The following is an 11,915-nucleotide window of genomic DNA, read 5'->3' as shown; positions in this document are numbered from 1 at the left end:
GTGGGCGACGACGGGTTAGCGCCAGGTAACGTCCACGCCCACCAGGAACGTCCGCCCGGGTGCCGGCTCGAAATAGCGCCCGTTGCCGTCGTTGACGATGACCGAACCGATGACGTGGCGGTTCGCGAGGTTATCCACGCGGCCGAACGTGTTGACGCGCCAGGGGCCGTTATCGAACACGTAGCCGCCCGACAGGCCGAACAACGCGTAGCCCGGAGCCACGGCCGTGCCAAGGTCATTGGCGGTGGTCGCGCCCATGGCGTTCATATCGATGCCGGCTTGCACGCCGGTCTCCTGCCCGTACTTCAGCGCGGCATAGCCCATGGAGCGCGGGACGCCCGGAATGCGCGTGCCAGCATTCACCGGCGTATCGGGTGCGGCGCAGCCCGCCGAGACGCAGGTAAGGAACGGTGAGCGGAAGCTGGCCTGGAGATGCGTGTAGGACGCGATGAGATGCAGGTCGTCGGCAAGCGTGCCGTCGAACGAGGCCTCGATGCCCTGGCGGCGGGAGCGGGCGATGTTCTGGTACGTCGTACGGCCGCCCACATTGGTGGCCACGGCCAGCTCGTTATCGCTATCCGCACGGAACAATGCAACGCCCGCCTTGATCCGGTCGGTAGGCTGCAGCTTGATGCCGACTTCGGAATTGCGAGACTTCGATGGCTGCAGGTCGAACGCGAGGCCCGCGCCACCATCCGCGCGGTAGCCGATCTCCGAGAACGTCGGCGTTTCGAAGCCGCGCCCCCAGTTGGCGTAGACATGTGCCCACGAAGCCGCACGCCACAGCACGCCGAATACCGGCGTGGTGGCCGAATAGCGCTGCGAACCGCTGTCGTCTGGGTTGCCTGGCACGATGTAGCGGTCGTCCGAGTTGAAGTGCACGTTGCTATGACGCACGCCACCCATCAGCGTCCACGCATCGGCCACGCGCCACGTCGCCTGGGCGTACTGGTCGAAATCGAACACGCGGTCGATCTCGTCGCGGCGCAGGTCGCCGCGCACGCCGAGCTCGGAGCCGACGAAGTTGTTGTAGCCCTGGCGATGCTGGTGCTGGTTGTCGTACGCGACACCGGCCGCTAGCTCGAAGGGTCGGCCAAGCACTTCATCGCGCCAGGTCCAGCGGGCATCGCCGCCGCCGTAAGCATTGCCGAGATCGACCACGCCGCCGGAATTGCCGGGTTGCGCCTTCTGCGTCGCCACCGGGATGGAGAGGTACTGCGTCACCGTGCGCTGGCCGTAGTAGGTCATGACGCGCAGGCTGTTCGCATCGTCGATGCGCTGGTCGTAAATCAGGCCGGCCTGCTGCTGGTCGGCGGACTTACGCGTGTTGTACGTGTCGGCGACGCTGGCAACCTGACGCGGATCGGCATGGAACTGCGCCTTGGTCAGGCCCAGCGGATCCTGCGCGCCCGGGATATCCACGGCGTTGAGGACCAGGGTGAGCTTGCGGTCGTCGTCGATCTTCCAGCCGATCTTGGCGTTACCCGACTCGCGCCGTGCGGCGCTGTGGTCGCGATAGCCGCTGGTGCGGAAGTGGCTGAGGTCGACGTTGTAATCGACCGGACCTTCGACGCCGCGCGCATTCACCGACGAACGGAACACCCCATTGCTGCCGCCAGCGACGCCGAAGCGCACCTCGGGTGTCTCGGTGCCATCGGCGGTGAACAGCTGGATCACGCCACCGGACGCGTTGCCGTACAGCGCCGAAAACGGCCCGCGCAGCACTTCCACGCGTTCGGCCGAATCGAGGTTGAAGTGGGTTACCTGGCCCTGGCCATCGGGCATCGTGGCGGGGATGCCGTCGGTATAGAGACGGATGCCGCGGATACCGAACGTGGAACGCGCACCGAAACCGCGGATCGAGATCTGGGTGTCCTGCGCGTAGTTCTGCCGGTCACGCGCGGTGACGCCCGGAATGGACTGGAGCCGCTCGGACAGGTTCACGTCCAGCGTGCCGTCCGGTGGCGTCGCCACGGAATCGATCGCCGCGGGGATGTCGTACGGCGTCTGCTCGGTGCGGGTGGCGGTCACGACCACCGGGGTGAGCGGCTGGGCTTGCTGAGCGGCAGCGGTGCCGGACAGCGCAAAAAGGATGGCGCCCGTGAGGAGACGGGTCTTGGGGGGATACATGGGGATCTTCCCTGTGGGGAAACCCCATGATGCTGATCCTGCGTGACGGTGATCGCAAGGCACACGTGGTCGCAGGGGCGCCGTGCTAGCCTTCCCGGCCTGTCCCCCACGGTGGTCGTTGCCATGAAGAAGCTCCTCCTCGCAGGTCTAGTTGGTCTCTCCCTCCCGGCCGCCGCCATGGCGATGGACGCGGACCAGCCGGCCCAGGCGACCCCGCCGGCCAGCGCCAGCCAGGCCTCCGCAGCCCAGCTCGATGCCGCCATCGCCGGCAAGTGGCGCGATCCGAAGAACACGGCCCGCGATCAGTACCGCCATCCCAAGGAGATGCTGAGCTTCTTCGGCATCCGCCCCGACATGACCGTGATCGAGATCTGGCCTTCGGGCGGCTGGTTCACCGAGATCCTGGGGCCGTACCTCAACGCGCATGGCCACTACATCGGTGCCGTGCCGCCGGGCTCGAAGAGCAAGACGGCGCTCGAGAACAAGTTCAAGTTCGGTCCGCAGCAGTACTCGGCTGCCAAGCTGATCGAATTCGACAACAAGAAGCCGGTGCTCGGCCCGGATGGCTCGGCCGACATGGTCCTGACCTTCCGCAACGTGCATAACTGGGCGGCCGATGGCAGCGCCGAGACGATGTTCAAGGCCTTCTTCAAGGTGCTGAAGCCGGGCGGCGTGCTGGGCGTGGAAGATCACCGCGCGGACAAGGGCAAGACCCTCGACCAGGTGGTGAATACCGGCTACCTGCCGACCGAGTACGTGGTCAAGCTCGCGACCGATGCAGGCTTCAAGCTGGATGGCCAGAGCGAAGTGAACGCGAACCCGAAGGACAACCACGACCACCCGAAGGGCGTCTGGACCCTGCCGCCGACGTACGAACTGGGTGAGCAGGACAAGGCGAAGTACACGGCCATCGGTGAATCCGACCGCATGACCCTGCGTTTCGTGAAGCCCGCGAAGTAAGGTGCTGGTCGCCCTGAACAAACCCTTCGGGGTGCTCTGCCAGTTCACCGACGAAGCCGGCCGGCGCACGCTGGCCGACTTCGTACCGCAGAAAGGCGTCTACGCCGCTGGGCGCCTGGACCACGATAGCGAAGGACTGCTGCTGCTTACCGACGACGGCAAGCTGCAGCACCGCCTTGCCGATCCAAAGCACAAGCAGCCGAAGACGTACGTGGTGATGGTCGAAGGCACGCCGACTGAAGAAGCGCTGGAAAAGCTGCGCCGTGGCGTCGTGTTGAATGATGGGCCCACGTTGCCGGCACGCGCCGAACTGATCGACGAACCCGAGTGGCTGTGGCCGCGCGATCCGCCCGTGCGTTTTCGCAAGACGGTGCCGGATGCGTGGTTAAGGATTACCTTGAAAGAAGGCCGGAACCGCCAGGTGCGGCGCATGACGGCTGCCGTGGGCTTGCCGACACTGCGGCTGATTCGCGAGGCGGTTGGCGAGTATCGATTGGACGGCCTCGCTTCGGGCGAGACGCGCGTCCTTGAATCCGATCGCGCACAAGCGCGCTCCCACAAGGAGCCGCCCGGCAATCCAGGCCGACGACGCTAAACGTAGGAGCCCACCCTGTGGGCGACATCTTTCGCGATAACGCTACAGCCCTGATGTGCTTCCGCGAACGGCGTCGCTCACAGGGTGAGCTCCTACAGGGGGCTCGATGGCCCATGTAGGAGCGTGCTTGCACGCGATCCGCCGTCAGGCGGCTCTTACCACTCGGCGACCGACCCATCCGCATGGCGCCACAGCGGATTGCGCCAGTCCTGGACCTCGCGGCTGCGCTCGATGATCAGCTCTTCGTTCACATCGATACCGAGGCCCGGGCCGGTGAACGGCTGGGCGTAGCCGCCGTCGTCGAGCTTGAGCGCGTCCTTGTTGCGGACGTAGTCGAGCACCTCGCCGCCCTTGTTGTAGTGGATGCCCATGCTCTGTTCCTGCAGCGTGGCGTTCCAGCTGACGAAGTCGACGTGCAGGCACGCGGCCAGGGCGATTGGGCCCAGCGGGCAGTGCGGCGCGAGTGCCACGTCGTAGGCTTCAGCCATCGCCGCGATCTTCACGCACTCGGTGATGCCACCCGCATGCGAAAGATCCGGCTGCAGGATCGAAATACCACCACGCTCCAGCACCGCCTTGAACTCGAAGCGCGAATACATGCGCTCGCCCGCAGCAATCGGGATGGACGTGGCCGCGGCAATACGCGGGTAGTACTCGGCCTGCTCGGCCAGCACCGGCTCTTCGATGAAGAGGGGACGGTACGGTTCCAGTTCCTTCACCAGCACCTTGGCCATCGGCGCGGAAACGCGGCCGTGGAAATCGAGGCCAAACTCGATGCTGTTGCCGAAGGCTTCGCGGATCTCGGCGACCTTGGCCACCGCCGCATCGATGTGCTTGCTCGAGGCGATGATGCTCATCTCCTCGCAACCGTTCATCTTGAACGTATCGAAGCCGTGGGCCAGGCGTTCTTTCATCTGCGCGATGATGTCGGCCGGACGATCGCCGCCGACCCAGCAGTAGGTCTTCATGCGATCGCGGACGCGGCCACCGAGCAACTCGTAGACCGGTGCGTTGAGCACCTTGCCCTTGATATCCCATAGCGCCTGGTCGATGCCGGCCATGGCGCTCATGAAGACGGCGCCACCGCGATAGAAGCCGCCGCGATACATCTGCTGCCAGATGTCGTTGATCCGCGACGGATCCTTACCGATCACCATCTCGGAGAGTTCGTGCACCGCCGCTTCCACCGTGCGTGCACGGCCTTCGACGACGGGCTCGCCCCAGCCGACCACGCCTTCGTCGGTTTCCATTTTGAGGAACATCCAGCGGGGTGCGACGCGGTACGTGGTGATCTTGGTGACTTTCATGCTTTGGCCGGTTAGACGGATCGGTAGGCTTTGACGAAGGCTTCTGCCCGCTCGCGAGTACGCGACACCGGTTGGCCCGGCTTGTACAGATCGCCGCCGAGCCCCGCGCCGATACAACCCGCGTCGAGGAATTGTCCTACATTTTCCGGCGTCACGCCGCCCACCGCCAAAACGGGAATATCCGGGGGTAAAACGGCACGAATGGCCTTGATGTACGAGGGGCCGTAAACGCTGGCCGGGAACAGCTTCAGCGACTGGGCGCCGGCTTTCAGGGCGGTGAACGCCTCGCTCGGGGTGGTGAAGCCGATCGAGGTGTACATGCCCCGGGCCCGGCCCTGGCGGATCACCTCAGGGTCGGTATTGGGGGTGACCAGCAGGGTGCCGCCCAGGTCGGCGACGCGGTCCACGTCTTCCGGGGTGAGCACGGTGCCAGCCCCGACCAGGGCGCGGTCGCCCGCGGCTTCCACGGCCAGGGGGATGCTGCGCTGCCAGTCCGGCGAGTTCAGTGGTACTTCGATGGCATCGAAACCGGATTCGATCAGCGCCTCGACGTGGGCGACGACCTCATCGGGGGTGATGCCGCGGAGGATGGCGATAAGGGGGAGGGCAGTCGGCCAGGCCATGGGGTTACTCGTGGTAGAGCTGCGAACGACCGCCATCGATGCGGATGTCGGCGGCGTTGATATAGCGGGCTTCGTCGGAGGCGAGGAACAGCGCCGTATAGGCGATCTCCTCCGGCTCGCCGATCCGCTTGTTGGGCAGGATCTCGGTCTGCTTGCGGCGCTCGGCGACGGGATCCGCCGCGGCGGCAAAACCGGCCTCGGCGATGGCGGTGAGCACCAGGCCGGGCGAGATCGAGTTCACGCGGATGTTCTTCGCGGCGTACTCCAGGCCCAGGGCCTTGGTGAGGCCGATCAGGCCGTGCTTCGCCACCGGGTAGGGGAAGCAGTGCGGGATGATCTTGTGGCCGTGCACCGACGCGATATTGATGATGCTGCCATGACCCACCTTGAGCATGCCGGGCAGCACGGCCTTCGCGCAGTTCCACGCACCCTTGAGGTCGACCTCGAAGCAGCGGGTCCATTCCTCGTCGGTGAGCGAGAGCGGCTCGTTGAACACGTTGATACCGGCGTTGTTCACCAGTACGTCCGGTGCGCCGAAGCGTTCGGTGGCCGCATCGACCATGCGCTGGATCGCGGCGGGATCGGTGACGTCGGCCTGGAACAGCATGGCGTGCTCGGTGTTGAGCTCCTCAAGCGTCTTGCGCGCCTGGGCGTTGTCCTCAAGCACGTTGAGCACGACCGAGGCACCGTGGGCGGCAAACAGCTTCGCCGTGGCCGCGCCGATGCCCTGGGTGGCGCCGGTGACGATGGCGACCTTGCCCGCGAGGCGCGGCAGCGGGGTGGTACGCGGATCGGGTTTCACAGCGGTGCTCATGCAGCTACCTCTTGTCCGTAACGAGCTTCGGGGAGGCCGTGGCCGCGCGGCGGCGTGCCGATGAAGATGGCGCCGTTGCGCGGCTCCTCTTTCACGATGGCCTCGTCCAGGTACTTGGAAGCGGAGGTGATCACCATGCGATCCAGCGCGGGGCCGGCGAAGGTGACGCAGCTCGGCTGGCGGGCGGGCAGTTCGATGGTGGTGTCGATGCGCCCATCCGGGGTGTAACGCACCACGCGCGAGGCGCCCCATTCGGCGTTCCACAGGAAGCCATCGGCGTCGATGGTGGAACCATCTGGCTCCATGCCCTTGCGCAGCTCGGTGAACACACGGATCCGGTCCACTTCACCGCTGGCCGCGTCGTAATCGCAAGCCATGATCTGCGCGGTGGGCGAGTCCGTGAAATACATCGTGCCGCCGTCAGGGCTGAAGCAGATGCTGTTGGTGATCGCGGCCTTAGGCAGCGCCAGGCGGCTCAGCTGGCCGTCGTAGGTATAGCGCCAGAAGGAGGCGACCTTCTCCGGGCCGGCTTCATTGAGCGTGCCGAAGATGAGGTTGCCGCCACGGTCGCAGCGGCCATCGTTGGCGCGCGTGCCGAGAATCTCCGGCTCGATATCCTCGAGCACCCGCAGGGAGCCGTCGCGCGTGTCGTAGCGGGCGATCTGCTTCTCCATCGCGAGCAGCAGCACGCCCTTCTCGTGGGTGAGGGCGAAGCAGCACACGCGTGCCGGGAGCTTCGCCTCGCTCACATGGCCCGTGGCCGGGTCATAAGCGTACATGTGCGAGGTGGCGATGTCGGTCCAGCGCACCACGTTGGCGAGATCGTCCCAGATCACCCCTTCGGCATGCGCCTGGCGGTGTTCGGAGAGCGGTTTGAACGAGTCGGTCATTAGCGGGATTGCCTGCGGTTCTTGAGCTGGTCCACCAGCACGGCAATCAGCAGGATCGTGCCGCGGACGACGTACTGGTAGAAGGCGTCGATATTCAAAAGGCTCATGGCATTCTGCACAGTGCCCATGATGAGAACGCCAACGAGCACGCCGCTGATGGTCGCACGGCCGCCCATGAGGGAGACGCTACCCAGCACACACGCGGAGATCACATCCAGCTCGAAACCCTCGCCCGCGTTGGGCTGGCCGCTGGTCATGCGCGAGGCCAGGATGATGCCGGCAAGGGCTGCCACGGCGCCCTGGATCAGGAAGATGGCGATGCGCACGCGGTCCACGGAGACGCCTGCCAGTCGCGCGGCATCGGGGTTACCACCGATGGCGAGGGTGTTGCGGCCGTAGATGGTCTTGTTCAGCAGCACGCCGAACACCGCGAAGCAGGCCACGGTGATCCACACGGGCACTGGCAGGCCGAATAGTTCGAGCGCGCCGAGGGTGAAGAAGGCTTCGCTGGTGACGCCGACCGCCTGGCCCTGCGAGGTGATGAAGGCCAGACCGCGGACGATCTCCATGGTGGCCAGCGTGGTGATCAGCGCGTTGATCTTGAGCTTGGCGATGACCACGCCGTTGAAAGCACCGATGGCGGCGCCGGCGACGAGGCTGGCGGCGATGCCGAGCGTAACGCTGCCCGTGGCGTTCGCCACGATGGCACAGAGCACGCCGGAGAACGCCACCACCGAGCCGACCGACAGGTCGAAGTCGCGCGAGGCCAGGCAGAACATCATGGTGCAGGCCACCATGCCGATCTGTGACACGGAGAGCGCGAGGCCAACGATGTTGTCCCAGCTGAAGAAGTACTGCACCGTGAAGCTGAGCACGGCGAACAGCACGATGAAGATCAGGATCAGGCTGTAATCGTCCACGATCTGCCAGAGCAGGGCGCGGCGGCGGTCAGCCTGCGTCTCGCGGGCAGCCCCGATGGCGGCGGCGTTGGTCTCGGTCATGGCTTCAAGCATTCCTTAATGGGGTGGCGCTGGCGCCTTCGGGCAGCGCGGCGGCAAGGACGTTCTCCTCGCTCGCTTCGCCACGGTTGAACTGGGCGGTGATCCGCCCGCGGCACATGGTGATGACCCGGTCGGAGACGCCCAGGACCTCGGGCAGCTCGCTGGAGATCATCACCACGGCGACGCCGCGGCCGGCCAGTTCGTAGAGCACGTTGTAGATTTCGTTCTTCGCACCGACATCGATGCCGCGGGTGGGTTCGTCGACGATCAGCACGCGCAGGTCTTTCTCTGCCAGCCAGCGCGAGAGCACGGCTTTCTGCTGGTTGCCGCCCGAGAGCAGGCGGATTTCCTGGCGGCGGTTCGGGGTGCGGATGCGCAGGCGTTCGATGAAGGTATCCGCGATGCGGGCTTCGTTGCGATCGTTGACGAACAGCCCGGCCGTGAGGTGGTTACGGCGCGTGCTGATGTTGATGTTTTCGGCTACCGAGCGCACGCCGATGATGCCTTCTTCCTTGCGATCCTCCGGGCAGAACACGAGGCCCTTGCGGATCGCATCGCGAATGGTCGAGCCCTTGACCGGCTGGCCATCGACGCTCACCTCGCCACCCAGGCGACGGTCGGCACCGTAAATGACCCGCATCACTTCCGAACGGCCGGCACCGACGAGGCCGAAGAAGCCGACGATCTCGCCGGCGCGCACGTCGAAGCTGATGGGCTGCGGCACGGCGCGGCCGCTCACACCGTTCACAGCAAGACGCACCTTGCCGTGTTCGCGCGGCTTGTAGCCGAAGATGTCACCGATGTCGCGGCCGACCATGCGCTGCACGAGCGTGTCGCGGCTCACGCCTTCCAGCGTGTCGAAATCGGCGACCTTGCGGCCATCGCGGAAAATTGTCGCGGCATCGCACAGCTCGAAGATTTCATCGAGGCGATGCGAAATGTAGATCATGGCCTTGCCCTGCGCGCGCAGGTCGTTGACCAGGCGGAACAGCACTTCGGTCTCGCGATGGGATAGCGAACTGGTGGGCTCATCGAGGGCGAGGATCTTCGCGTCGCGGAGGATCGCTTTCACGATCTCCACCATCTGACGTTGGCCGATGGAGAGCGACTTCAGGCGGGCGCGCGGGTCGAGATCCACGCCGAGCGCATCCAGCCGCTCGCGCACCCAGGCCAGCGCCTTGCGCCGGTCGACCATGCCGAAACGCGTGGGCAGCCGGCCGAGCAGCAGGTTCTCCATGACGGAGAGTTCGGGTACGTACTGCAGCTCCTGGTGGATGACCGCGACGCCGGCGCCGATGGCGTCGGCGGCGCTGCGGAACTGCATCACCTGGCCATCGATGGCGACTTCGCCCTCGTCGGGGATGTACTCCCCGCCGAGGATCTTCATCATCGTGGACTTGCCCGCCCCGTTCTCGCCGAGCAGGCCGTGCACGCTACCGGCGCGCACGCTGAAGCCCACGTCGCCGAGCGCGCGCACGCCGGGGAAGGTCTTTCCGATATGCCGGAATTCCAGGCGTGGCGCGGTCGTCGCCATCATCATCAGAGCCCCATTTCCTTGCGCACTTCAGCCGCATTGGCCTTGGTGATCAGGCGGCCGGTGGTGAGGGTGAGCGGCGGCGGGGCCTTGTCGGTCTTGATCCACTCGTACATGTCGATCGAGGTCTCGTAGCCGTGGCGCTTCGGGCTGATCAACACGCTGCCGAAGAAGCCGGTGGCATCGGCCTTGGCGAACTCGTTGAGGGCCGACTTGCTGCCACCGATGCCGACGCCAATCATGTTGTCGGCGCGGAAACCACGGCCTTCAGCGGCGCGCACGGCGCCGAGCACGGCTTCATCGTTCAGGCCGAACGCGATCCAGTGCTTGTACTTCGGGTTCTGCGTGATCGCGATGTTGGCCGCATTGAAGGCGTTCTCGGTATCGGTCTTCGCCTGCGGGGCGTTGACGATGTTCGCCTTCGGGAAGCCTGCCGCGGTGAGGGCGGCGACGGCACCGTCGGCGCGATCCTTGGCGGTCGGGAGCTGGTCGTAGGAGATGCGCAGCGCGCCGGTTTCTTCCGGCTTCCAGCCGCGCTTCTTGATTTCGTCGGCAATGGCCTGGCCCACCTGCTCGCCGATCTTGCTGGCGGAGATGCCCATGTGCGGTACGGATTCAATCGGCTTGCCCGAGCCATCGACCAGGCGGTCGTCGACCGTCATGAGCTTGAGGTGGTTCATCTTCGCCTTGGCGACGATGGACGGGCCGAGCTTCACGTCGGGCGTACAGATGACAAAGCCCTGGGCGTGCTGCGACTTGAGGTTATCGATGGCGGTAAGCACCTGGCCGCCATCCGGCGCGCCGATCTTGACCAGGGTGAAGCCCTTTTCCTTAGCCGCCTGTTCGGCGTACTTCCACTCATCCTGGAACCAGGGTTCCTCGGGCTGCTTCACGACGAAGCCGATCTTGACCGGATCATCGGCGGCGAACGCTGGGCTGGCAGCAAAGGCCAGGGCCAGCGCAAGGGCTTTGAAACCCAGGGCGATCTTCATCTTCATGCGTTCCCTCCTCGAGTGTTTCGCTGATTAGCCGAGCAAGCCGCGGCGGCGGGCGATGGTGATCGCACCGTATCCGGCCAGGTCGCGTTGCTCGTCGTCGCCCAGCACCGTGACGGTGCCGGAAAAGAAATCGTCGCCTTCCACCAGGCGCGCGATGGCTTCGCGCAGGATGGGCTTGCCGCTCACCACGAAGCGCGTGCCCGGGCTCATCCGTATGGCGCTGGAGTTCTTCAGGGTGAGCAGGTCGGAGCCGAGCACCGCCCCCAGAAGGAAGTTGGCGCGCGCGTTCGCGTCGTACACCGCAAACTGGTCAAGGATGCGCACGCTGAAACACGCGCGGCCCAGGCCGATCTTGCGCGCGGACGCGGCGCCAGCCAGCAGCATCTCCGTATCAATCTTCTTCGCGAAACCTTCCTTGAGCGAGCCCGCCAGGATGGTGTCGTGCGAGATGACGTGCAGGAGTTCGCCGGCCAGCGTCGTGACGCAGCCTTCGATCCGCTGCTGGGCATCAATGCTTACGAACTTCGAATGCGAACCCGGCAAGACGATGACGGTGGGCTCGCTAAGGTTGAGGCGTTCGACGAGGGCGAAGGATTCGGTCTCCTCGCCGCGCATCATGTCCATGGCTTCGCAGTTATGCAGGCCGATGTGGTCCACCGCGTTGCGCACGCCAGGCACGAACCAGATGGGCTGGTGCCAGACGGTTTCCACGAGCGATTCGCGCATGGCTTTCGCCAGGTCATCGATGCCGGCGGCGGCAGGTACGTGCGGGATCTCGCACAGGCCGACGTTGGACGTGATCATTCCCGATGCCAGGACGCGGCTGATCTCGCTCTTGTCGAGGTCCGCCTCGGCGAGCGCAGTGGCGATCGTGTCGCGCACGGCTTCTTCGAGTTTGCGCGTATTGCCGGTGATGGCTGTATCGCGGACGCCGACCTGGGTGGCGGCTTGTCCGACGGGCTGGCCATCCCGCCACGCGGTGACGCGTGTGTTGGTGGTGCCGGTGTCGATGGTAAGGGTGTTCATCGAAGATCCGTTCGCTAGGCCACCCGGATTCTTGGCG

General features: G+C 65.4%; 11 protein-coding genes. 2 read left to right on the top strand and 9 right to left on the bottom strand.

Going from position 1 to position 11,915, the window contains the following annotated elements; genetic code table 11:
- Positions 1-15: 15 nt before the first annotated feature.
- Positions 16-2,130 carry a TonB-dependent receptor family protein gene (locus tag L2Y96_RS20670; protein WP_247330041.1) on the bottom strand — a complete coding sequence of 705 codons (2,115 nt, stop codon included), beginning with the start codon at positions 2,128-2,130 and terminating at the stop codon, positions 16-18.
- Positions 2,131-2,253: 123 nt separating this feature from the next.
- Here L2Y96_RS20670 and L2Y96_RS20665 point away from each other — a divergent pair, with 123 nt between their 5' ends.
- Both L2Y96_RS20665 and L2Y96_RS20660 read left to right on the top strand, forming a co-directional pair.
- A complete protein-coding gene (locus tag L2Y96_RS20665; protein WP_247330039.1) occupies positions 2,254-3,090 on the top strand; it encodes a class I SAM-dependent methyltransferase in 837 nt (278 codons plus the stop codon).
- Position 3,091: 1 nt separating this feature from the next.
- The gene (locus tag L2Y96_RS20660; protein WP_247330037.1) at positions 3,092-3,685 is read left to right on the top strand and encodes an rRNA large subunit pseudouridine synthase E; all 594 of its coding nucleotides are present in this window, start codon (positions 3,092-3,094) and stop codon (positions 3,683-3,685) included.
- Between the two features lie 155 nt (positions 3,686-3,840).
- Here the strand turns inward: L2Y96_RS20660 and dgoD are convergent, their stop codons facing one another.
- The 8 genes from dgoD to L2Y96_RS20620 are packed head-to-tail and all read right to left on the bottom strand — an operon-like array spanning position 3,841 to position 11,878.
- The gene (gene dgoD, locus L2Y96_RS20655) at positions 3,841-4,992 is read right to left on the bottom strand and encodes a galactonate dehydratase (protein WP_247330035.1); all 1,152 of its coding nucleotides are present in this window, start codon (positions 4,990-4,992) and stop codon (positions 3,841-3,843) included.
- Positions 4,993-5,003: 11 nt separating this feature from the next.
- Positions 5,004-5,651, bottom strand: coding sequence for a 2-dehydro-3-deoxy-6-phosphogalactonate aldolase (locus tag L2Y96_RS20650; protein ID WP_425492463.1), 648 nt, complete (start codon positions 5,649-5,651; stop codon positions 5,004-5,006).
- On the bottom strand, positions 5,620-6,429 hold the full coding sequence (locus tag L2Y96_RS20645) for an SDR family oxidoreductase (protein WP_247330031.1): 810 nt from the start codon (positions 6,427-6,429) through the stop codon (positions 5,620-5,622). Before L2Y96_RS20645 ends, L2Y96_RS20650 begins: the two co-directional genes overlap by 32 nt.
- Positions 6,426-7,319, bottom strand: coding sequence for an SMP-30/gluconolactonase/LRE family protein (locus L2Y96_RS20640; RefSeq protein WP_247330030.1), 894 nt, complete (start codon positions 7,317-7,319; stop codon positions 6,426-6,428). The genes L2Y96_RS20645 and L2Y96_RS20640 overlap by 4 nt, the downstream gene beginning before the upstream one ends.
- Positions 7,319-8,320: an L-arabinose ABC transporter permease AraH gene (araH, locus tag L2Y96_RS20635; RefSeq protein ID WP_283248855.1), complete on the bottom strand. Its 1,002-nt coding sequence runs from the start codon at positions 8,318-8,320 to the stop codon at positions 7,319-7,321. Before araH ends, L2Y96_RS20640 begins: the two co-directional genes overlap by 1 nt.
- Before the next feature lie 4 nt (positions 8,321-8,324).
- Positions 8,325-9,860, bottom strand: coding sequence for an L-arabinose ABC transporter ATP-binding protein AraG (gene araG, locus L2Y96_RS20630; RefSeq protein WP_247330029.1), 1,536 nt, complete (start codon positions 9,858-9,860; stop codon positions 8,325-8,327).
- The gene (locus tag L2Y96_RS20625) at positions 9,860-10,852 is read right to left on the bottom strand and encodes an arabinose ABC transporter substrate-binding protein (protein WP_247330028.1); all 993 of its coding nucleotides are present in this window, start codon (positions 10,850-10,852) and stop codon (positions 9,860-9,862) included. The genes araG and L2Y96_RS20625 overlap by 1 nt, the downstream gene beginning before the upstream one ends.
- Before the next feature lie 27 nt (positions 10,853-10,879).
- On the bottom strand, positions 10,880-11,878 hold the full coding sequence (locus tag L2Y96_RS20620; protein ID WP_247330027.1) for a 2-dehydro-3-deoxygalactonokinase: 999 nt from the start codon (positions 11,876-11,878) through the stop codon (positions 10,880-10,882).
- Positions 11,879-11,915: the final 37 nt, after the last annotated feature.

The organism is Luteibacter aegosomaticola, from assembly GCF_023078475.1.
GTDB classification, from domain to species: Bacteria; Pseudomonadota; Gammaproteobacteria; order Xanthomonadales; family Rhodanobacteraceae; genus Luteibacter; species Luteibacter aegosomaticola.
Note: the sequence above shows the minus strand (reverse complement) of the source record. Positions and strands in the feature narration are given on the sequence as shown.

Bases quoted from the DNA above. Each gene is read 5' to 3' on its own strand.
- L2Y96_RS20670 (WP_247330041.1), bottom strand. From the start codon at position 2,130: ATGTATCCCCCCAAGACCCGTCTCCTCACGGGCGCCATCCTTTTTGCG.
- L2Y96_RS20665 (WP_247330039.1), top strand. From the start codon at position 2,254: ATGAAGAAGCTCCTCCTCGCAGGTCTAGTTGGTCTCTCCCTCCCGGCC.
- dgoD (WP_247330035.1), bottom strand. From the start codon at position 4,992: ATGAAAGTCACCAAGATCACCACGTACCGCGTCGCACCCCGCTGGATG.
- L2Y96_RS20650 (WP_425492463.1), bottom strand. From the start codon at position 5,651: ATGGCGGTCGTTCGCAGCTCTACCACGAGTAACCCCATGGCCTGGCCG.
- L2Y96_RS20645 (WP_247330031.1), bottom strand. From the start codon at position 6,429: ATGAGCACCGCTGTGAAACCCGATCCGCGTACCACCCCGCTGCCGCGC.
- L2Y96_RS20640 (WP_247330030.1), bottom strand. From the start codon at position 7,319: ATGACCGACTCGTTCAAACCGCTCTCCGAACACCGCCAGGCGCATGCC.
- araH (WP_283248855.1), bottom strand. From the start codon at position 8,320: ATGACCGAGACCAACGCCGCCGCCATCGGGGCTGCCCGCGAGACGCAG.
- araG (WP_247330029.1), bottom strand. From the start codon at position 9,860: ATGATGATGGCGACGACCGCGCCACGCCTGGAATTCCGGCATATCGGA.
- L2Y96_RS20625 (WP_247330028.1), bottom strand. From the start codon at position 10,852: ATGAAGATGAAGATCGCCCTGGGTTTCAAAGCCCTTGCGCTGGCCCTG.
- L2Y96_RS20620 (WP_247330027.1), bottom strand. From the start codon at position 11,878: ATGAACACCCTTACCATCGACACCGGCACCACCAACACACGCGTCACC.